This is a genomic window from Lactobacillus sp. UMNPBX15 (assembly GCF_002553785.1).
GTDB lineage: Bacteria > Bacillota > Bacilli > Lactobacillales > Lactobacillaceae > Lactobacillus > Lactobacillus crispatus.
In genome coordinates this window covers 1-21,236 of sequence record NZ_PCYV01000033.1, presented here as the reverse complement: position 1 = coordinate 21,236, position 21,236 = coordinate 1, and the positions used below count along the sequence as shown (strand labels likewise).

Annotated in this window: 24 protein-coding genes; 3 read left to right on the top strand and 21 right to left on the bottom strand. The window is 37.2% G+C overall.

Annotated features, from left to right (window positions below; translation table 11 throughout):
• Window positions 1-3: 3 nt before the first annotated feature.
• The 8 genes from CP366_RS08375 to CP366_RS08340 form a co-directional block, all read right to left on the bottom strand.
• On the bottom strand, window positions 4-1,200 hold the full coding sequence (locus CP366_RS08375) for a DUF438 domain-containing protein (RefSeq protein WP_089145675.1): 1,197 nt from the start codon (window positions 1,198-1,200) through the stop codon (window positions 4-6).
• A complete protein-coding gene (locus CP366_RS08370) occupies window positions 1,193-1,771 on the bottom strand; it encodes an iron-sulfur cluster assembly protein (RefSeq protein ID WP_089145688.1) in 579 nt (192 codons plus the stop codon). The genes CP366_RS08375 and CP366_RS08370 overlap by 8 nt, the downstream gene beginning before the upstream one ends.
• Before the next feature lie 51 nt (window positions 1,772-1,822).
• Window positions 1,823-2,536, bottom strand: a complete 714-nt coding sequence (nrdG, locus tag CP366_RS08365; RefSeq protein WP_005718384.1) for an anaerobic ribonucleoside-triphosphate reductase activating protein — start codon at window positions 2,534-2,536, stop codon at window positions 1,823-1,825.
• A complete protein-coding gene (gene nrdD / locus CP366_RS08360) occupies window positions 2,536-4,743 on the bottom strand; it encodes an anaerobic ribonucleoside-triphosphate reductase (RefSeq protein ID WP_005718383.1) in 2,208 nt (735 codons plus the stop codon). The genes nrdG and nrdD overlap by 1 nt, the downstream gene beginning before the upstream one ends.
• Before the next feature lie 173 nt (window positions 4,744-4,916).
• Entirely contained in the window at window positions 4,917-6,200 is a 1,284-nt protein-coding gene (locus CP366_RS08355; RefSeq protein WP_005718381.1) for a hypothetical protein, read from the bottom strand.
• A 21-nt stretch (window positions 6,201-6,221) separates the two neighbouring features.
• Window positions 6,222-8,171, bottom strand: coding sequence for an asparagine synthase (glutamine-hydrolyzing) (gene asnB, locus CP366_RS08350; RefSeq protein WP_089145674.1), 1,950 nt, complete (start codon window positions 8,169-8,171; stop codon window positions 6,222-6,224).
• 127 nt (window positions 8,172-8,298) lie between these two features.
• Window positions 8,299-9,696 carry a metallophosphoesterase gene (locus tag CP366_RS08345; protein WP_089142946.1) on the bottom strand — a complete coding sequence of 466 codons (1,398 nt, stop codon included), beginning with the start codon at window positions 9,694-9,696 and terminating at the stop codon, window positions 8,299-8,301.
• A 56-nt stretch (window positions 9,697-9,752) separates the two neighbouring features.
• Complete coding sequence (locus CP366_RS08340) at window positions 9,753-10,238, bottom strand: hypothetical protein (RefSeq protein WP_089142945.1); 486 nt, start codon at window positions 10,236-10,238, stop codon at window positions 9,753-9,755.
• Between the two features lie 158 nt (window positions 10,239-10,396).
• Between CP366_RS08340 and CP366_RS08335 the strand changes: the two genes are divergently transcribed.
• Window positions 10,397-10,966 carry a DNA-3-methyladenine glycosylase I gene (locus CP366_RS08335; RefSeq protein WP_089145673.1) on the top strand — a complete coding sequence of 190 codons (570 nt, stop codon included), beginning with the start codon at window positions 10,397-10,399 and terminating at the stop codon, window positions 10,964-10,966.
• A 54-nt stretch (window positions 10,967-11,020) separates the two neighbouring features.
• Here CP366_RS08335 and phnE (CP366_RS08330) read toward each other — a convergent pair whose 3' ends face one another.
• From phnE (CP366_RS08330) to CP366_RS08305, 6 genes are all read right to left on the bottom strand, one after another.
• Window positions 11,021-11,833, bottom strand: a complete 813-nt coding sequence (gene phnE / locus CP366_RS08330; protein WP_013085700.1) for a phosphonate ABC transporter, permease protein PhnE — start codon at window positions 11,831-11,833, stop codon at window positions 11,021-11,023.
• Window positions 11,833-12,630, bottom strand: a complete 798-nt coding sequence (gene phnE, locus CP366_RS08325) for a phosphonate ABC transporter, permease protein PhnE (RefSeq protein WP_061204374.1) — start codon at window positions 12,628-12,630, stop codon at window positions 11,833-11,835. The genes phnE (CP366_RS08330) and phnE (CP366_RS08325) overlap by 1 nt, the downstream gene beginning before the upstream one ends.
• Entirely contained in the window at window positions 12,630-13,403 is a 774-nt protein-coding gene (gene phnC / locus CP366_RS08320) for a phosphonate ABC transporter ATP-binding protein (protein WP_005727467.1), read from the bottom strand. The genes phnE (CP366_RS08325) and phnC overlap by 1 nt, the downstream gene beginning before the upstream one ends.
• 28 nt (window positions 13,404-13,431) lie before the next feature.
• Window positions 13,432-14,361: a phosphate/phosphite/phosphonate ABC transporter substrate-binding protein gene (locus tag CP366_RS08315; protein WP_035442974.1), complete on the bottom strand. Its 930-nt coding sequence runs from the start codon at window positions 14,359-14,361 to the stop codon at window positions 13,432-13,434.
• Window positions 14,362-14,448: 87 nt separating this feature from the next.
• Window positions 14,449-14,589: a hypothetical protein gene (locus tag CP366_RS10800; RefSeq protein WP_089145672.1), complete on the bottom strand. Its 141-nt coding sequence runs from the start codon at window positions 14,587-14,589 to the stop codon at window positions 14,449-14,451.
• A gap of 121 nt (window positions 14,590-14,710) precedes the next feature.
• Complete coding sequence (locus tag CP366_RS08305; protein WP_005727469.1) at window positions 14,711-15,205, bottom strand: universal stress protein; 495 nt, start codon at window positions 15,203-15,205, stop codon at window positions 14,711-14,713.
• A 149-nt stretch (window positions 15,206-15,354) separates the two neighbouring features.
• Between CP366_RS08305 and CP366_RS08300 the strand changes: the two genes are divergently transcribed.
• On the top strand, window positions 15,355-16,158 hold the full coding sequence (locus CP366_RS08300) for a tyrosine-protein phosphatase (protein ID WP_089145671.1): 804 nt from the start codon (window positions 15,355-15,357) through the stop codon (window positions 16,156-16,158).
• A gap of 17 nt (window positions 16,159-16,175) precedes the next feature.
• Here the strand turns inward: CP366_RS08300 and CP366_RS08295 are convergent, their stop codons facing one another.
• Entirely contained in the window at window positions 16,176-16,673 is a 498-nt protein-coding gene (locus CP366_RS08295) for a PTS sugar transporter subunit IIA (RefSeq protein ID WP_089145670.1), read from the bottom strand.
• A gap of 115 nt (window positions 16,674-16,788) precedes the next feature.
• Here CP366_RS08295 and CP366_RS08290 point away from each other — a divergent pair, with 115 nt between their 5' ends.
• Window positions 16,789-17,265, top strand: a complete 477-nt coding sequence (locus CP366_RS08290) for a nucleoside 2-deoxyribosyltransferase (protein WP_005721703.1) — start codon at window positions 16,789-16,791, stop codon at window positions 17,263-17,265.
• Window positions 17,266-17,395: 130 nt separating this feature from the next.
• Here the strand turns inward: CP366_RS08290 and CP366_RS08285 are convergent, their stop codons facing one another.
• The 6 genes from CP366_RS08285 to CP366_RS08260 form a co-directional block, all read right to left on the bottom strand.
• Window positions 17,396-17,587 carry a hypothetical protein gene (locus tag CP366_RS08285; RefSeq protein ID WP_035442981.1) on the bottom strand — a complete coding sequence of 64 codons (192 nt, stop codon included), beginning with the start codon at window positions 17,585-17,587 and terminating at the stop codon, window positions 17,396-17,398.
• Window positions 17,588-17,635: 48 nt separating this feature from the next.
• Window positions 17,636-19,033 (bottom strand): ATP-binding protein, encoded by a 1,398-nt coding sequence (locus CP366_RS08280; protein ID WP_089145669.1) that lies wholly within the window; start codon window positions 19,031-19,033, stop codon window positions 17,636-17,638.
• 221 nt (window positions 19,034-19,254) lie between these two features.
• On the bottom strand, window positions 19,255-19,608 hold the full coding sequence (locus CP366_RS08275) for a type II toxin-antitoxin system YafQ family toxin (RefSeq protein WP_013085691.1): 354 nt from the start codon (window positions 19,606-19,608) through the stop codon (window positions 19,255-19,257).
• A 1-nt stretch (window position 19,609) separates the two neighbouring features.
• Entirely contained in the window at window positions 19,610-19,906 is a 297-nt protein-coding gene (locus CP366_RS08270) for a type II toxin-antitoxin system RelB/DinJ family antitoxin (RefSeq protein WP_013085690.1), read from the bottom strand.
• A gap of 485 nt (window positions 19,907-20,391) precedes the next feature.
• Window positions 20,392-20,766 (bottom strand): hypothetical protein, encoded by a 375-nt coding sequence (locus tag CP366_RS08265; protein ID WP_089146120.1) that lies wholly within the window; start codon window positions 20,764-20,766, stop codon window positions 20,392-20,394.
• 1 nt (window position 20,767) lies between these two features.
• A complete protein-coding gene (locus CP366_RS08260) occupies window positions 20,768-21,007 on the bottom strand; it encodes a hypothetical protein (protein ID WP_089146119.1) in 240 nt (79 codons plus the stop codon).
• Window positions 21,008-21,236: the final 229 nt, after the last annotated feature.

Genomic DNA, 21,236 nt, shown 5'->3' with positions numbered 1-21,236 from the left:
AAGTTAAATTTTTTTCTTTTCTTCAGTCCAGCTTCTAATTTCCGTCACATCTTGTGCTACCTCCAAGCAGCCCAGATACTTTCCATTTTTATCACGTACTGCATAATAGCGTAGGTATAAGCAGCGCTTCATCTTGTGTGGAGTAAAGTGAAACTCATACTTGTCAACTTCACCTGAATGAAATTGCGCAAAAATCTTTTTAATTAACGGTCTACTTTTAGCAGTGTGACACGAGAATACGTCATTGCCAATAGCATTGCGCGAGTGCGGATAAATCTCAGCACCGCCGCCAAAATAAGCTACCTTATCGTGTTCATCAATAAAGGTCAATGCAAATGGCAACATATCCAAAATTGCATTTAACTGCTCTAAATTTAACCTTCCTTCTTCAAAATTAATGAGGAAGGATGAAAGATTGCTAACAGAAATAGGCCCTGCTTCTTTTTTAGCTTCCTTTGGCTTCCAATTCATTGGCTTGCGAATCAGGGTATAGCCAATCTGACTCTCTTCGCGTTTAACGTTGTACCAATCATCTTGATCAGCTACCTCGTCAATCATCGGAATCATAATGCTCTCCTCTTTAAAGATCATCTCAATCACTTCATGACTCGCCTTTTTAATTGCCTCAGCCAACTGATCTTTATCTGGATGCTCCTCACCAGCAATCTTGCTTGCATCCCCAATTAAATCGCGAATATCATCATCAACGCCCCACATCACTTCGGGCGGAGCTGTAATGCCATATTTATTCATTAATGGAAAAAGCGAGGTCTCCTTACGTCGGTAATGCTTATCGATTGTTGCCAAATCACTCAATTCTTTTCTGATTTTATCCAGTGTATCTTGACCTGCTTGATACTTTTTCAAATCTGGCAAGAGTGCGTCATTAACCAATGATTTCAGTACCATATTTTCCAGCTTAATCGTATGCACCGGGTGCCCCGGAGTAGCAAAATCAGGATTTACCGCATTCTCCTTGATATTACCCTTAAAGACATCGGCATGCACATTACACAGGTATTGAATCTCTGCTGGGTTTAACCCCTGCTTGATTAATTCGCGCTCTGCCGCTGTAATTTCGGCCACATCAACCTGATCGAATTCTTCTTGAAACATCTTCTTTGCGGTCGCAAAATCGCCGCCGTTTTGAATATAATGCAAAATTTTCAGGATTGCGTCCTGTCTTTTTTTATCAGTCATTGATTACCTTGTATCCTTTATCTTCAAATGCTTTTTTCACTTTAGCCAAATCAAGTTTCATTGCCTGGGCTCCCAATGGAATGGTCATCACACGCCCCACCGTTTTAAGCAATCCAGGAATTTTAATTCTAGTAAAACCACAATCGTACATAAGTTGAACAAAGTCAGGGTATTCATCTGCCATTTTCTTGATCGGTACTGAAAAGTCGATAATCTTCTCTTTAGTGGCTTTCTCCTGCTTAATTTGATCATCATGGTTAGTTACACCTAATTGCTTTTTAGCTGCACTAGAAAGACGCTCTGTCGTCCAGACGGGATACCAGACCAACTTAATGTCACAAGACTTAATTCCAGCAACTGAAAGAACAGCTTTTTGAATATGTTGTTCCAAATAATCAGATAAAGGGCAACCCATAATTGTCAAAGTCATCTTAATGGTTGCCTTATCTCCTTCGATATCGATGCCATAAATCAGACCAAGATTTACTACATCAACTTGTAATTCTGGATCAATCACTTGGGTCAAGGCCGTCATGATTTGATCAACTTGTTTAATATTTTTTTCTTCCATTTTTTCACCTAGCAAAAAAGTCCAGAAAATCATTCCGGACTTTAGTTTATCTTATTTTTGCAATTTATCCCAGATGACAACCTTGCCTGCCTTCATCGACTTTGGCACATCAATAATTCGTTGGTTACTAGAACCTCTGAATTGCAGGGTTAAATCCTTTAAATCATTCATAAAGCGGCCATCAACTAGAATATCTATCTTAGACAACATTTCCTTTTTATCAGGTGTTTCTTTTTGCAATTCATCCCAAGTATATCCAGACCAGGACCAGATGTCCTTACTGTGGCCAAATTCTTTTCGAATTCGGTTAATAATTCTTAAACAAACCCAAGTATTCAAGAATGGCTCTCCGCCTAGTAAGGTTAATCCCTGCACGTATGGCTGGCCCAAGTCTTTAATAATGCGGTCTTCCAATTCTTGCGTATATGGAAAACCATAATTAAAGTTTTGGGCTGCTAAATTATAGCAACCAGGGCAATCGAACAAACAGCCTGAAACATAAAGACTACATCTAACGCCTTCACCATCAACAAAGTTAAATGGCTTATAATCCGCAATTTTATGTTTAGAATAATCCTCAGTCTTCCACTCTTGTGGTTTTGGATTTTTCGGCTTGCGGTGCATTCTTTTTAACTCACGTTGGTGATCTAACTGTGGCTTATATTGGTCAGGATCCACAAACATGGTATCCCCACCCATATTAACCTTGATCAAATTACTCCGGATATCTGGTCCTTCTTGAGTGTTTTTATCTTTTTCAGGCATTAGTACTCACCGTTTTTTACTTCTTCTTCGGTAGCTAAACTATCTTCCATGCCAAAGTCCATATGCTTAACCCGGTGCACGATTTCTTCATGACGACCGTGAACCATTGGCCGCTTCAATGGGTTGCCCAAGTAGCCACAAGTTCGCTTGACACAATCACAAGTAGCAGGATCATGATTACCACACTTAGGACATTCAAAACCCTTGGCAGTAGACTTGAATTCACCAGCAAAACCGCACTTATAACATTTATCAATTGGCGTATTAGTTCCTAGATAGCCTACCTTGTCATAAGCCCAATCCCAAACTGCTTCAAGGGCTGCTGGATTTTGCTTCAAGTTAGGGTACTCACAATAATGGATAAAACCACCTGCAGCATAATATGGATATGGTGCTTCAAAAGTCAACTTTTCAAATGGGGTTGGGTGCTTACGAACATCATAGTGGAACGAATTAGTGTAGTATTCCTTATCAGTGATGTCCTTCACCTTGCCAAACTTTGCCGTATCGAGCCGGCAGAAGCGATCAGTTAGACTTTCACTAGGAGTTGAGTACAAACTGTAATGCCAATGATATGGGTCCTCTTTTTCCCACTTAGCACACAAGTCATGCATTTTCTTCACGATCTCAATTGTAAAATCATGTGCTTCTTCATTGTGTTCCCAATCAGGACCATAAAAGACTGTCCCTACTTCGTACAAACCGATGTAGCCTAACGAAATCGTAGCTCGACCATTTTTGAAAAGCTCGTTAACATCATCACCTGGCTTAAGTCGTTTACCAAAGACGCCATATTGATACATAATTGGCGCATTTTCAGGCTTAGCTTGAATTGCACGTCTACCCTTAAAGGCTAAAGCTTGGTGGCAAGTCCGCATTCTAGTATTGAAGATTTCCCAGAATAACTTCTTATCGCCATGACTCTCCATGGCAATTCTTGGCAAGTTAACAGTTACAACACCCAAGTTCATTCTGCCCGAGTTAACTTCCTTACCATTTTCATCCTTCCAGCCTTGTAAGAATGAACGACAGCCCATTGGAGCCTTGAAAGAACCTGTAATTTTCTTGATCGTATCATACATTAAAACGTCTGGATACATCCGCTTAGTTGAACATTGAATAGCCAGTTGTTTAACATCGTAGTTAGGGTCCCCTGGATGTAAGTTCAAGCCCTTCTTAATGGTGAAAACTAATTTAGGGAAAATTGCGGTTCTGCGTTCTCTACCCAATCCTTTAATTCTGATACGCAAGATATCTTTTTGAATTTCTTTTTCAATCCAAGAAGTACCTAAACCAAAACCTAAAGTAGTAAATGGCGTTTGTCCTTGGCTAGAGAACATGGTATTAATCTCATATTCCAAGCCTTGCATGGCATCGTAAATGTCCTTCTTAGTTTGACTCTTAGCATATTCTTCCAGCTTTTCAGGATCATCAATAAACTTGCCAGCATCCTTTAAATGCTTTTGGTAGTTTTTCTCTGCAAAAGGAGCCAACACTTCATCAGCTCGATCAAAAGAACAGCCACCATATTGACTAGAAGCTACATTAGTAATAATTTGCGTAACTTGATGTGTAGCCACATTGATTGAGTTAGGACTAGTCATATAGGCATTTCCAATCTTGAAGCCATTAGTTAGCATATCCTTAAAGTCAATCAAACAGCAGTTAGTCATTGGTGAAAGTGGTGTGTAATCCAAGTCATGCCAGTGAATATCACCGCGCAAGTGGGCTTTAGCAATGTGCTCAGGCATCATGGTCAAACCAACTGTTTTACCAACGGTCCCGGCAGTTAAATCACGTTGAGTACTGAAGACCTCACTATCTTTGTTGGCATTCTCGTTAACAATCGTTGGGTCACCATTAACCATTCGCTTTAACCGTGCACGAGTATCGGTTTGTTTAATCCATTCCTCTTCATCGTGCTTGCGGTATTGCACATAAGCTTTAGCTTCATCCAAATAACCCAACTCATTTAGGCTATCTCTAAAAGCAACTGCTACATCTTGTGCATTTACTTCATCAGCAGCATCTAGTTTAGCCACAATTTTTTCAATTACAGCAGGTGCTACATTATCTAAATCTAGGTTATGCAAAACCATGTTGAGTTTAAAAATTGCGAACGGATACTTTGACCCATCACGTTTAACAAAAGTTTTAGGCGTATTAAATTTTGTTACATTTTGTTGGTTAAATTCTTCTTTTAGCATTTCAATCACTCCAAATATCGTGTCTTTATCATAGCACAAAGCACAACATCTTGTATTATGTTCAAATATAGATGAATATATCTTGTATTAACCAAAAGACCATTAAATTGGGAAATGATTCAGCTAAAATTTTTTAGAAAAAAAGAGAGGCATTTTTTACCTCTCAATTTAAACTATTTGTTTAATTTTTTATTTTCTTCGTCAAAGATCTTACCCTTATTAACTTCATAGTAAGTCTTGTAACGTTTGAAGTAGTTATGGAACATGTACTTCATCAATAACCAGCGCTTGAAGTTTCTATCCTTGTCATAAAAGACAGTAGTACCATAGCGGCCCTCACGAATAAGTTCGTCAGCAGTCGTCTTATAGTCGTTGTCATAAGCATAATTATTGAAGATCTTCTTAGGCACGCCTAACCAAAGCTTGTATTTAGATTCAAGCTTATTACCATAAACTGTTTCCTTATCTTTCAAGGCATCTTCAACATAGTCATCAATGTACCATTTAGCCAAGTTGTAACCATTCAAAGTTACGTAGAAGCTAGAACGTCCCTGACGTAAGTTGATTTCGAAGAACTTGAATTCACCATCACGTGGATCATATTTGATATCAAAGTTGGCCATACCAGTGTAGTTCAACTTTTCAAGGAATTGTTGTACTTCTTCGTACAATTTTTCATTGTACTCAGGCAAAATCGCCATGTAATTACCAATTGATTGTGGAGTTGGGTCTTCCAATAATGGGTGCCCTAAACACATCATTTTTACTTGGTGGTTCTTATCAACATAAGCATTCAAGGTCCGCATGTTAGAATCATCACCAGGAATAAAGTCTTGCAAAATAAGGTCAGCGTTGTAGCCATGAGTATAAATCTTAGTTACGATATCCTTAAATTCAGCCTTATCTTGAATGGCAAAAGTCTTCTTCCGACCTTCAAATTGACACTTCAACCATGAAACTGGATCTTCCGGCTTTAATTCCACTGGGAAATCAAATGGGACATCCTCGTACTTACCTGACTTGTAGTCATCCATCGTAATGATCTTAGTCTTAGGGTAAGGCAAGCCATATTCTTCCGCAATTTCATAAAAGCCTTCCTTAGAGATTAATTTTTCAAGTAAGTCATATTTTATGTAAGGAACGATAAAGACCTTTTTCAATTCATCTTGGTGCTTAGAAAGCAACTCAGCATAGCCATCACCACAAGCAATCAAGATAACTGGCTCCTCGTGATTCTTGTATTCTTCCATCTTTTTGTGCATCACGTCCATAAAAGTAGGATCGCTACTAAAGCCATGATGCAATTCAACGTCCACAATGCTTGAATAACGAGTAGCAGCAAGTTGAACGTCAGCTAAGGCCTTCACTTTAATGCCATATGCTTCATTAAATGAACGTGCCATACCATACACGTTGATATCACTACCGAGTAAGATCGGCGTAAATTTTTTACTCATCCTCAAAAAATCTCCCTAGAATTATAGTAATTTACCCTGTGAAATTAGCTTAGCAACTTCAGGTTGCACGTGTTGATATTTCTTAACTGTGTTTTCGTAATCAACAAAGAACAACTTGTACCAAACAAGGAAGGTGTAGATAGTCCAGATTTGACGTCTATGTGAGCCATCACCTTCATAGTTGTCGTCAAGTAACTTGATAATCTTCTTTTGGTCAAAAATATCATTGACAAATTCTTCTTCAAAAAGAGCATGAACTTGTTTGTAAAAACGTGGTTCCTTCAACCATTGCTTAATTGGAGTTGGGAAGCCAAGCTTAGGTCTCTTAGCCCACTCATCTGGTAAAACTTTTTCTGAAGCTTTACGCAAAGCATACTTAGTATCATGACGGTTAACTAAGTACTTAGTTGGGATTGAGTTAGCTAATTCTGCAATCTTTTTATCAAGGTATGGTACACGAACTTCCAATGAGTGAGCCATTGAAATCTTGTCAGCCTTTTGTTCAATGTCATTAAGCATGAAGTGGTGCAAGTCAATATATTGCATCTGCTTAACATTGTCAATACCCTTAACCTTCTTGAAGTCCTTTTGATAGATACCGTTCACGGTTAACTTATTGCGGTAAGTAGGCTGCAAAATGCTGTTAGCATCCTTAGAAGTGAAGATAGTTGGATAATCCATATCATAGATCACTGATTGACCAACATAAAATTCACTTGGCTCAGCCAAGTTGGTGTACATATGTACCTTACCTGGGAAATTAGGCATTCTCTTAATCTTATGTGCCAACTTCACGCGCTTCTTTTCAGGCAACTTCTTAAGTTCTGAAGTAAAGACCTTAATAATATCATTGTGCGTGTGCATCCCGTAGTTCACATAACCGGCAAACAATTCATCGGCACCTTCACCAGATAAGGCAACAGTAACATGCTTACGCGCTAATTTACACAAATACCAAAGTGGGATGATTGATGGGTTAGCATCAGGTTCATCCATGTGGTATTGCATTTCTGGGAAGTCACGCATAGCTTCATCAGCATCAACCTTATCGCTGAAGAACTTCCAGTGATTAATATCTGCTAATGCCTTAGCCTTAGAAGCTTCATCATAAGTTGAATCATCAAAACTTACTGAGAAAACGTCATCTGGGTTAAGCAAACTAGTCAAGTATGAAGAGTCGATTCCTTCTGATAAGAAAGCACCAACCTTAACATCAGCGTTTCTATACAAATCAACCGTTTCTTTCAAATCTTCGTTGATCTTTTGCAAAGTTTCTTCAAAGGAAAGGCTATTTTCTTTATATTCAGCATCCCAATATTGATGGGTCTTCATTTCACCATCTTTGTATTCAAACCAGTGGCCCGCTGGGAAGCGGTAAACGCCCTTAAAGAAGGTTTCTTCTAGGTCATTGTATTGATTCATCAAGTATGGCTTAACTGCTTCAACGTTTAATTCGCGCTTAAACTTTGGAAATTCCAAGAAACTCTTAAGTTCTGAACCAACAAGCAAGTGCCCATTTTGGTTACTGTAGTACATTGGCTTAATCCCAAAGAAGTCACGGGCACCATAAAGGGTCTTATTGTTGTCATCCCAAATAAGGAAGGCAAACATCCCGCGAACACGTTTAAGTAAGCCATCCATGCCCCATTCTTCATAGCCGTGCAATAATACTTCAGTATCGGCCTTAGTAGAAAAGACGTGACCTGCCTTAATTAATTCTTCTCTTAATGGTTTAAAGTTATAAATTTCCCCATTAAAAATAATTGCTCGAGTTTTATCTTCGTTATAAATAGGTTGACTGCCCCCACGAAGGTCAATAATTGACAATCTTCTAAAGCCAAGGGCAACTTCATCGTTAGTATAATAACCGTCAGAATTAGGTCCACGGTGTTTAATTGCAGCCATCATTTTACCAATAACAGCTTGTTTTTCATTTATCTTTGGATCATAAAACGCGACAATTCCGCACATAATTTAAATTCCCCTAAGTCAAATCTCTAAATCTTAATATTTGCTATAATATTCACTATTTTTTACTTTAACTTTTTTATTATAAGCTAAACACTTGTAATAGCCAAATACCTTTACTATTCCTTAACTAAATGAAATACACCCGGCGTCTAGAAGCTGCACCATAGCCAAAGGATTGAATGCGGTGTCGTTTTAAATCGACGTTCACAATATAACCCGCAAATTCATTATTTTGATCAATTCTTCGGTCTAAGTTTTTGTTGTATTTAGTTGTTAGCGAATGATTTGGCCCCATCAAGGCAGAACAGTTAAACAAAATATATTGAATCCCGTTGATCCGATACTGGTCTTCACGATGCCGATGTCCACAGAAGTAGGCAATAATTCTCGCATTCTTGATATTGGTAAAATCAAAACCATTTGATAAACGAAATTCTGCTGGAACACCATTGCTAGCGTGCATTCGACCTTTTTCACGTTGATTAAAAGCAACTAGCAGTTCGTGCAAAGAGCGGCCATTATACTTAAGTGCATTAGACCCCTTTCGATTAATCGGGTTGGCATGGGACATGAAGATGATCTTTTTGTTGGAAGAATTAGCCAAAATTTCGATAATTTCCTCAATTTGATCTTCACGCACAGCCAATACAATCTTATTGTCATAGCGCTTTTGCCCGCGGTTATTTAATTCATATGGAACATCTGACGTATTAACTGAAATCACCCGCACGTCATCTAAATCAAAGTATGCCACCCCGTGCTGGCGCGAAACATAATGAATTCCTCGTTGCCGGTACATATCGGGCCACATAATATTTTCGAATTCATTTTCTGGAAATGAGGCTTTTAAATCATGATGTTCATCAAACTTATCATTTTCATCATGATTACCCTTGATACTCAAATATGGCACCTGATCCGACTTAAAAGACTTGTTCAGCTTGACCAATTCACTTTCACTGACCAGGCCAGCATCGGAGCCATCGATCCAGTCACCTAAGTGGACTTTTAAATCTACCAAGCCAGATTGATCTAAATAAGAAAATTCTTGCACATGTTGCAGCCCATTAAAGCCATAAAAATCGCTGCTATCTTTATCTTTAAAGTGAGTATCTGTAATTACACCGATATTGACCGAATTAGTGCCTGGGCGAATATGCTTTTTCACTTCCGTAGTGAAATTATCCAAGTAATTTTCCACCCAATAACGGCGCCCTGTCTTCTTATTATGAAAGGCACGAAAATGACCTAGTTTCGCATTATACTTGCGTAAATATTCCGGTGCTAATTTAGTTGTACTCTCTGGACTAAGTGCTTGTCGCAACACGCCGTCTTCGTCTTGATAAACGGTTAAAACATAGTCCTTACCATGCGGCGTACCATCAACGGCACCAACATGATATTCTCCAACAGTAGTATATTTTTGCATCGGATCAAGCAATTCACTATCTTTATCCATTGCAGAGCGTTTTTTGGCGCCAACGATTCGATCAACTATTCCCTTTATGTGTTTAAACAAATTCATCTTTTCGCCTCAAAAAAGCAAAAAAAGCCGGCCGCTTACCAGCCGACTCAAATAATTTATGCGTTGTGTGCTAAAGAATATGCGGCAAGTCCAATTGATAATACAGCATCTTTAGACAATACTTCTTGCAAGTCCTTAGCTGCAATTGCTTGAACCGCACCAATAACTTTCAAGCTGTAAACAATTTCACGATAATCAGTAGTTGGATCGTATAAATCATCTTCATATGGATTCTCATGATTGTAGGTCAAGTTGATCTCGTCCTTATCAACAAAACCATCAACATGGTTAGTTAAAATGCGATCATGCAAATCAGTCAACTTACTGTCCATCTTGATCAAAGTTAGTTTGTGATCGCTTTCAGCTTCATAATATTGTTCTTCAGTCATGTCGAAGTAATCCTTGATTGGGTTATTTAAAACGCCCAAGTTATCGATTACTTTGTAAACAGCTTCAGCGCCAAAGTCTTGTTCGCCATTTAAAATTTTATCTTGTGATAAGGCTAAATCATCAGCCAACATCATGGTATCTAATTTTTCCATAGGATCCTCCTCGAAATTCACACCTAATTATAGCAAAAAAAGCTGTTAAAACCCTTATTTCGCACATAAAAATATAATTTCTCAAAAAATAATCGCATTTTTTTGCGTAATAAATAATAGAGGGGTAAAACATTACTTACATAGAAAGAGAGAAAAATATGAATCAAGAAATTATTCGCTGTCCATGGGGCGATACAAAAGACGAAGCAGTACAGGAGTATCACGATCATGAATGGTGCAAACTTAATCTAGATGAGTCACATTTGTATGAAATGCTTGTGCTCGAACTTTTCCAATCAGGTTTAAGCTGGTCCACAGTTTTGCATAAACGCGACAATTTTAAAGCTGCATTCAAAAATTGGCAGATCTCTGAAGTCGCAAAGATGACCGATAAAGATATCGATTCATTAATGCAAAACAAGGGCATTATCCGTAATCGAATGAAAATTAATGCTGCTGTTAAAAATGCTCGGGCATTTTTGACAATTGAACAAAAATATTGTTCAGTCGCCAAATATTTACAAAATTTTGTACCTACTCCAATTGTGCATGATATTGCCAGCTTTGATGACGTTCCCACTTCTAATGACCTATCGCAAAAGATATCCAAACAAATGAAAAAAGATGGTTTCTCCTTTGTGGGACCTGTAGTCATTTATTCCTACTTGCAGGGAATCGGATTAATCAATGATCATTTAAATCAATGCCAATTTAAGTTTCACGGCTAACAAAAAAGCGAGGACTTTTCGTCTTCGCTTTCTTTAATATTCAAATTTTGGGAATTAGACTAACTTCTTTCTGATCCAACCAGAAATCCAGTCGATGATCACCACCATAATGATGATCCCTAGCAAAATGATACCAACACGGTCCCATTGACGATATTGCAAGGCAATAATCAATGGATAACCGATACCACCGGCACCTACCAAACCAAGGATAGATGCGGAACGAATGGAAACATCAAAACGATAAAGCGTATTTGAAATAAGTGCTGGCATCAAGTTAGGCAAAGTTGAGAACATGACCACATGAAACTTAGAACCACCGGCTGCAACAACAGCTTCATTTGGTCCGTCATCCAAGTTTTCAATTGCCTCTGAAAACAGCTTGGCAAGCATCCCCACCGAGTGGAAACCCAATGCCAAAACACCGGCTGCAGAGCCTGGACCCACAGCTTTAATGAACATCAAGGCTAAAACAATTTCTGGGAAAGAACGGATAATTGCCAAAACAATTTTACCAATTCTTGAAGTGTACCAGTGCTTATGCTTAGTGTGTGCTGCCCAAAAGGCAAATGGCAATGAAATAATTGCAGAAATAAATGTACCTAAGAATGCGATACAAATAGTTTGCCATAATTGCGAGATCAGATCTTCACCAGAGCCATTGTAAACGTATTTCCAATCCGGATGGAAAATCCCTGAGAAAATCGCTCCTGCAATCTGGCCAGCAGTTGCCTTGATCCCACCAAAGTTAATGCCAGTGAATGACCAAACAATAATGATGATTGTCACAATCGCAATCAGCCAATGCACTACTTGCTTCTTACGGTCAACGGGTTTAGCAGGTAATTTTTTCATAGTAGTATCCATTATCTCATTAACGCCTCCCGTGACTTAGATGAAACATAGTCGATTAAGACAACAACTACGATAATAACGATGATGATCGTACCAGTTTGAGCATAGTTGAAGACCTGCAAAGTCTGTTGCAAGTTCAAACCAATACCACCGGCACCGATATAACCAAGGACTGTTGATGCTCTGACATTGATTTCGAATGCATATAAAACATATGAAATGAAGTAAGTCATGATTTGTGGCAAAACTGCTTGGTGAATAATTTGTAATTTATTAGCACCTACTGCAGTTAAAGCTTCAATTGGACCTGGATCAATAGTTTCAATTGCTTCGTAGAACAGCTTAACAACCACACCAAAGGTGAAAACTGCCAAAGCCATGACACCGGCAACAGGACCGATACCAACAATAGCTACGAAAATCGCACCCAAAAGCAAGTCAGGAATAGTTCTGATGATGTTCATGATAAAACGAAGCACACCAGTCACTGCCTTGTTTTTAACAATATTACGTGCAATTAATAATGAATAAATAAATGCGATTACTGACCCAATGACGGTTCCCAAAACAGCCATTTTAATCGTTTCAATCAACTTAGGCCAAATAACACTCATATAGCCCCAATCTGGGTGAGACATTTGCACAAAAATATCCGCAAATTGATCCCAGTTTTGGAATAAAACAGAAATGTGCGTATTGGTTACATCAATTGAAATGAACAAGCCAGCGACCATGATGATGGTCCAAACCAAATTCATAATCTTGAATTTACGCTTAGGCAAATTCATTGCCTCTTTTGTTTTAGGCATTATTCTGCCTCCTCGCTGCCGTCGCCACCATTATAAATATCAGTGAAGACAGACTTAGGAGTATCCTTCATCTTACCATCATAAACAACTTGACCAGCGCGAATACCAATTACACGTTCACCAAATTGTTGAGCCAATTCGATACTGTGCAAGTTGGCAACAACAGTCATGCCGTATTTTTCGTTCAACATCTTTAAGTCATTCATGACTCTGACTGATGTTTGTGGGTCAAGTGATGCAGTTGGTTCATCGGCCAAAATAATTTTAGGATTTTGCATCAAAACACGAGCAATCGCAACACGTTGTTGTTGACCACCAGATAACTCATCGGCACGAGCATAAACCTTGTCAGCCAAGTCAACTTTTTGCAATGCCTCATAGGCCTTTTGTTTATCTTCTTTGCTAAATAAATTAAACGTGGTCTTCCAAGTTGGGTAATAAGCAACGCGGCCAACTAATACATTACGTAAAACGCTGGAACGCTTAACTAAGTTAAAGCTCTGGAAAATCATTCCGATATCACGGCGCAAGTTACGCAAGTTCTTACCTTTTGCCTGAGTAATTGACTTGCCGTCAATCAAAATATCGCCCGAACTGATATTGTGTAAACGATTGATGGAGCGAAGCAGAGTTGATTTACCTGCACCTGATAGACCAACTACTACAACGAATTCGCCCTTATTAATTGTTAAATTGATGTCCTTTAAACCGACAGTCCCATTGTCATAGATCTTAGAAACATCTTTTAATTGGATCATTGGCTTATCTGCCATTTAATCGCAGCTCCCTTAATTTGAATTATTATTTCTTAGTGGATTCAACCATCTTGTCATACTTACGAACAATGTTGAAGTCACTGTCCTTAGCGTAATCATAGCCTTCGTGGCTGTAGACACTTTCAATAACCTTACGGCCTTCCTTAGACTTACCAACAGCGATAAATGCCTTAGCAAGCTTCTTGCGGAATGACTTAGACATGCTTGGAATTACTGAAATAGTATCGTTTGGAATTGGCTTAGTGAAGTAAATTGGAACAACTTGACTCATAATCTTTGGGTTGTCCTTCAAAACAGTGTTACGTGCATCTTCAAAGACAAATGCTGCATCGGTGTCACCGTTCAATACGTTCAAAACAGCTTGGTCATGACCAGTTACAGTAACTAACTTAGAGTCCTTGGTTACATCCAAGCCCTTTTCCTTAAGTTCAGCAACTGGGAAAACGTAACCTGCAGATGAAGTTGGGTTTTGAACTGAGATTGACTTACCCTTCAAGTCCTTCCATGACTTAATCTTTGAACCCTTCTTAACAAGGATTTCGGCACGATAGTTCTTAACTAAATTCTTAGTTGCCTTACCGCCTGGTTGTTTAACGCCCCAACGTTCAGCTTGCAAAAGCAAATCAGCAGCGCCTTGCTTGTGAGCCAATACATAACCATCTGGTGGAAGGAAACCAACATCAACCTTCTTTGACTTCATAGCTTCTACAACAGTGTTGTAGTCAGTTGACATTGAAACGTGAACAGGAATACCTAATCTCTTTGAAAGCATCTTTTCAAGAGGCTTAGCACGAGCTTGCAACTTAGTTGCAGCTTGACTTGGTACAAATTGAATAGTTAATGACTTAGGAGTGTAGTTTTCCTTTGAACTACTGCTCTTACTTGAACATGCAGTTGCAACAACTGCAACAAGCATTGCCACAACGGCTACCAAGATTTTACGAAATCTTTTCATTGATTCCTCCATAAAACACAAAATAAACAAAAACAAACTTGACGCTAAAAAAGGCTTAATTACGAGTCGCTCAAAGACGACCAATAATTAAGCCTTTTTAAGAACGTTATTATTAAATAAACGAACAGAAAAAACATCTTCACGGGAGGAAGACTTTGCCACAGTAAGAAAAACGTTTTCAATTCTTTTAGCTTGTGCAAGCAATTTATCCCACTCTCCTTCAGTCATTCCACGTTCATTTTATAAAATGATACCAAAAGCATTCGTATTCTATCAAGCTTTTTGACTAATTTTTATAAAAAAAACGTTAAATGAGTATATTCACATCTAACGTCCATTCTTATAGGAATTAGTTCTTCTTCATCGTTGGTTTTACTGGGTTGTTAGCCATATCTGTCTTAACAATCAAAACATCAGCCAACGCATGTTGGTTAACATATTCAGTAACTGAACCCATAAGCATTCTTTCAACGGCATTCAAACCAGTTGCACCCATTACGATCAAATTGTTATGGTGGTCCTTAATGAAGTCGTAAGAAATAATCCGCTTAGGACTGCCATAACGAATGTGATAATCAACATCGTCAAAACCGAAGTTATCGTGAGCCCATTTCTTCAAACTCTTCAAGTATTCTTCAGAATCTTGAGTCATTTGGTAAATGGTATCTCCTGAAATCAAAGTGTCTTGCATTTCACCCATAAATTGACGCGTATCGATTACGTTCAATACATCAACATGAGCACCATCACGCAAACCAACTTTTACAGCCTTGTCAAAGGCTCTTTCAGCTGATTCTGAGCCATCAACCGGAACTAAAATGCTTTCTTTTCTTTTATCTGTCACGTTAATTCATCTCCTATAAATTGCACTAGTACTTACTCTTTATTTTAGCATAATTTTGAAAGCCGTTACTTTTTAATTGATTGTTTGCTTGAAGATTTGTTGCTAAAATAATATTCATGACATTCATTAACAGAAAGGGGAGAATTTTTTTGACTAAAAAATTAACTAATCAATTAATCGGCGTAACTAGTGGACGCAACTTCCGTGAACTTGGAGGTTATGAAACTTTATCCGGTAAAAAAATCAAGATGCACAAGTTGCTCAGAACCGGTAACTTAGCTGATCTTTCACCATTTGATAAGCAGTTTTTAACTGATTACGGCGTTAAATATGACGTGGACTTCAGAAGTAAAGAAGAAGTTGATAATCAACCCGATCGCGTGCCAGATGGTGTTGAATATATCTATGATCCCGTCTTCAGTGAGGACTTAACCAATTCATCCAAGAGTATCACTGACTTAGATACACAAGCACACGACGACGCTGATTTTGGCTTCAATCACATGCATTATGCTTACGAAGACATGATCGAAAGTGAACCTGCACAAAAGGCATATCGCAAGTTCTTCGATGTCTTGCTTGAAAATACGGTGGATGGCGAAAGTGTTATTTTCCACTGTACTGCAGGCAAGGATAGAACCGGCTTCGGTGCATTACTTGCATTATCTGCTCTTGGCGTACCACTAAATACGATTAAGAAAGACTATCTTTTAACCAACATCACTACCAAGGATTTCGTCGACAGTATGGTTGAACATGCCCGTCAAAATGGTAAAAATGAAAATGTGCTGCAATCGATTCGTGACATTCAGAGTGTCCGCAGTGAATACCTTGACCATGCTGTTAAAGTACTAAACGATGAATATGGCGGTATTAATAACTACCTACGCGATGTAATGAAGCTCTCAAGTGCAGACATCATGAAGTTGCGTAATATTTATCTTGAAGATTAGAAAAAGAAGGCTAAAAACTAGTCTTCTTTTTTCTTGCTAAATTTTTGCTCTAAAAAGGCATAAATCGCGCTAGGATCAGTAAAATTAAAAACTTCGCGCAATTCGTTGGCTGGCGTATTAGCCAAAAAATCCATCACTTGAGCTAATAATGCAGCTTGCCCATCTGGATCATTATCTAAAAGCATGAATAAAAATTTAACTTCAATTGCTTGGCTAGGATTAATCATATTATGAAAAGTGACTGGCGTTTTCAGCGCAACCGGAGCAATCAGTCTCGTGTTAACAAACTCGCCCTCGGTGTGCGGAATCGCAATATTAGGAATATTTTTACCTAGTGTTGCAGTATCCAATCCCGTTGGAAAATTATGCTCTCTTTCGACAATATGGTGTAAAAAGTTTCCCTTAACATAGCCACTTTCGCGTAAATGCTCGTAAACTTCTTTAAAAACCAAATCTTGCTTAGTTTGATTAGAAATAAATACTGCATCAGGTGCAAAAAGATTTTGATTAGTCATTGGATTTTTCCTTCCTAATGTGGAATTAACATTTTCACCATAAGTTAACAAGACGTTTTTTTCAACCCAAAAGATGGTAAAGTTAAGGTAAATCATTTTTAAAGGGAGAAAAAAGATGGCAAAGACAAAAACTTTATACTTTGGTGCCGGTTGGTTCAACGAAAAGCAAAATAAGGCTTACAAAGAAGCAATGGAAGCTCTAAAGCAAAATCCTACCGTTGACTTAGAAAACAGCTATGTACCTCTTGATAATCAATATAAGGGTATCCGCGTTGATGAACACCCTGAATACTTGCACGACATTGAATGGGCATCAGCTACCTACCATAACGACTTAGTAGGGATTAAGTCCAGCGACATCATGCTTGGCGTTTACTTGCCTGAAGAAGAAGATGTTGGTCTGGGAATGGAACTTGGCTATGCCCTTTCAAAAGGCAAGTACATCTTGTTGGTAATTCCTGATGAAGATTACGGTAAGCCAATCAACTTAATGAGCTGGGGTGTTTGCGATAACGCAATTAAGATCAGTGAATTAAAAGACTTCGACTTCAACCGCCCTCGTTACAACTTCTACGACGGCGCAGTTTATTAAAAAAATTAAGCAGACATACTAATATAGCTAAGCATAACTAAAACGACATCGCTAATTATCTAGCGGTGCCGTTTCTTTTTTCAGATTACCTAAATTCATCAAAAAAGATTCCAAGAACCTTTTCTAACTTTTAATCCTCAATTCTTTCTCTACCTTTTGGTCTTTGTTCTAATGGATCATATCCCAAATCTTCAATCTGCAATCTTTTTTCTTGAGCAGACATTTTTGGTACTTCGTCCCAAAAATTAGTTTTTTCTTTTTTCATTTCAAGATTGCCATTAGGCTTTAGAATTAACACCACATTATCGCCTTTTTTAAACACCAGTACTTACTCCGATCACAACAGATAAAAATAATAGGAAAAATGATATTACATTTCATCAAAACTAATCAACTTGCACCCCACTTGTTCTGCCAGCTCCGTACATGAATCCGTAAAACCTGACTTTGAAAACAAATAGTAATGCCTTTTAGCCACGCTAATCAAATTACTCAAATTAATTAATTTTTCCAAGACACTTCTAGGTATAGGTTCGTTTTTCCACTTGCATTCACCGAAATATCCAACTAGATTATCTGAAGTCAGCCCCACTACATCTAATTCGACTTGCTTTTTCTCTTGCGGATCATTGCCCCACCAATTACCTAGATAAATAAACGGCATAGGGATAACTTCATCATCCTCATCATGATCCCACATGTAATTTTGAGCCAATTTTTCGAATTCCGGTCCCATGAAATTGTGTAAATCTTGTTTGATTACTTTCATTACCAATGAAGTTTGTCCTCGATCAATGGAACTCATATATTTACCCAAATATGTATACCAGAATCTAAACAAGCCATCTGCAATTTGATAGATTGTTTTACGTGATTTAGGCTTAGCCTGATCAGTTACCGGCACTTTGCGCTCAATAATGCCTAACTCAATTAAATTAGTAACGTTGCTAGTAACCAACGGCGTCGATAAATGAGCCTTAGTTGCAATGTCATTAATCCTAGATGCGCCGCCTGCAATTGCATTAATAATTGAATTATAATTTGCTGGATCACGCAATTCTTGCTTCAATAAATTATTAGGTTCTTGAAAAAGTGGTGCATTTACGTCCATAAAGTTTTCTTCAATATTTTCCCAAACATCTTTGTCTTCTGACATATAAGACAAATATAATGGAATACCCCCAGTAATTGTATTTAGAATGAAAGCCTCTTCCTTATCCATGTGTGGAAAATATTCTTGTGTCTCATGTAACGTAAATGGCTGTAATTTAAACTGAGCAGTTCTTCTGCCGTACAAAGGACTCTTATAAGACAAAACCTGCTCTTCCATAAATGACATTGAAGAACCACATAGAATCAGAAATAAATTTGTTTGTTTAAATTCATGATCAATATAAGACTGTAGCATTGAACTAATTGCATGGACTGCATTAGCTAAGTATGGATATTCATCAATAACTAATACTATTCTTTCTTTTTGAGCCAATCGAGCAATTTCTCGAAAACAATTTTCAAAATTACCATAGTTTACACTGCTCAGACTATCTGGATCTTTAAAATGTTCGATTGCAGAAGAAAAGCGTTCAAGATTATAGAATTCATTTTCTTCTAGCCCGGTAAAGTAAATAGTTGGCTTATTTCTAACAAATTCGTTAATTAATGCTGTTTTTCCAATTTGTCTACGACCATAGATCGCTGCAAATTGAAATTTATCAGCTTGATACATTTTCTCTAATTTTGTAAGTTCTTTCTTTCGTCCAATAAACATTTGGTCACCATCTTCTAAATTATACTTTACTAAATTATAACTTACTAAATCGTAATTTACTAAAGTATAATTTACTACATTGCAATATAGTACATCGTAATGTAGTAAACAGATGTGATTACATCGGATAAAAAATTTAAGCCAAAATTAAATGACCCTTCGCATAATTCATTCCAGCGAAGGGTCATTTCTTTGTTACGTATAAAAATTGCAACGATTGCTTACTTTAGCTTTCCCTTTCTAAGCTCATCGTGAGTAGTAATTGTCGTAAATCTAATCGTCTTCTTCGAATCGACTTTATAATAAACGACTAACAAATCATTTAAAATATGATATTCATTAAAACCAATCCACGGTTCATCTGTTAGTTTATGATCATAGTAAGGACCATTAGGATCGTTGATATTATCAAAATCATCTTTATTACTAGGTAGTTTTCCATCACGCTGAAGCAAAATCATAGTATATTTAAGTGTTTCTGTAGCGTCAGTTGCTTCATCATCGCTTAAATCAAAAATTTTCTTCAAATTAGCAAATCTTTTATCAAAAAGCTTAGTTGTCTTAATTTTATACATATTAAACCCCTAAGTTTTTGAAATATTCATCTAGATTATCTACTGTATTATCATCATCAGGAATTAACCCATTAACAATAGCTAACTCTTTAACCATCGCTTTTTTGCTTTCTTCATCAAAGCTTTTATTCTTATCTGGTACTACTTTTAAGCTAAACGGAACAGCTTGTTCCCTAGCTACACGAGTTACAAAAACATTAAGTAAAGCTGACGAGGTCAATCCCATTTTCTCAGCTGCCTGATTAAAAAGACTTTTAGTTTTTGCATCGACTTTAAAATTAATTGAAGCTGTTGTCATAATTATCCTCCTTATATATCTAATATACGCATAATATGTATTCATATTATATAAAGTGACAGCCTAGTAGGCAACAATAATGCTAAATACCAAACCTTTCTCAGTCAAAATTAAATGACCCTTCGCATACTTCATTCCAGCGAAGGGTCATTTCTTATTAATATTTATCATGTATGAAAGTCTTTCTTAATCCTAATCCAAGTGATTCATCAAATAGTTATTATTCTATGCCTACTAATAATTTCACGGCCTCTTATGTACATTAATATCATTTGACGATTATTGAACTACATTTGTTTTCAATTTACGATGCCCATTGGTATCACAAACCTTTCTATATATCTGACTTTGTACTCTCAAGTGCCCATCGGAACTCACCTATCTCCTTTTACTTAAGCTTATTTAATATTTTTATTTCTTAATTTCTTTACACTCATAATATAGCATGTTTCTTTCTAAATTGAAAGCGATTACATCAAAAATATTTATTTTGGTAACTTAGACAATTCAATTCTGTCGTAAGCACCGTTTTTACTACTTTCTGGATGAGGATCTAATCCAATAATAGTTATGTCCTCTTGATTAGGACCATAAACCCAAAATATTCTTCTTGCTTCACTATTTTTATTTTCCAAATAGGATTGCCAAACTTTCATACCATACCGATTGGATAGTGACGATATCTCGTGCGTATGTAACCCGGGATATCTGGGATCTTCAGATAAAACCTTTAATGCTTTACCCCACTTTTTATATAAAATAGCATTATTTTTATTAATTGAGCCACTACGATACTCTGCTTGTAATTTTTGCCACAACTGTATCATTTGTGGTACACCCATTTTAATTTTAAATTGCATTTTAAAAATCTGATAAATCTACCGGCGTAGACACTTTTCCTTCCTTAAAATTAGTAATAGATTCATCCATTACTTTTAGTGCTTTATCTGAAATACCTTCTGGTTTTGTCATCACTCTTGGCTCTAAAACTAGACAGCCGTTATCATATTCTTTAACATCATAATATTTAAATTTCGATTTACGTAACGTAATTCTCTTTTTACTATCAGTATGCGCAATATAATTATTAATAACTTGCATCAATAATTCCTCTCTTTCTAGTGGGATTTCCCACAACTATTATACCATATCATAAATTTAAAAGTTCAATATGAACTACACTGAAATTAAATTTCTATGTTTCCTACGATATGCTTTTAGCTGATGCTAAAGACAAAGGATTGGAGACTGTAAAATAGTTTGTGTAAGGATGAATGATTCCTTAAATTTATTTCTTTAAACATTAGAAAAAGGAGTTCCTTTCTCGTAT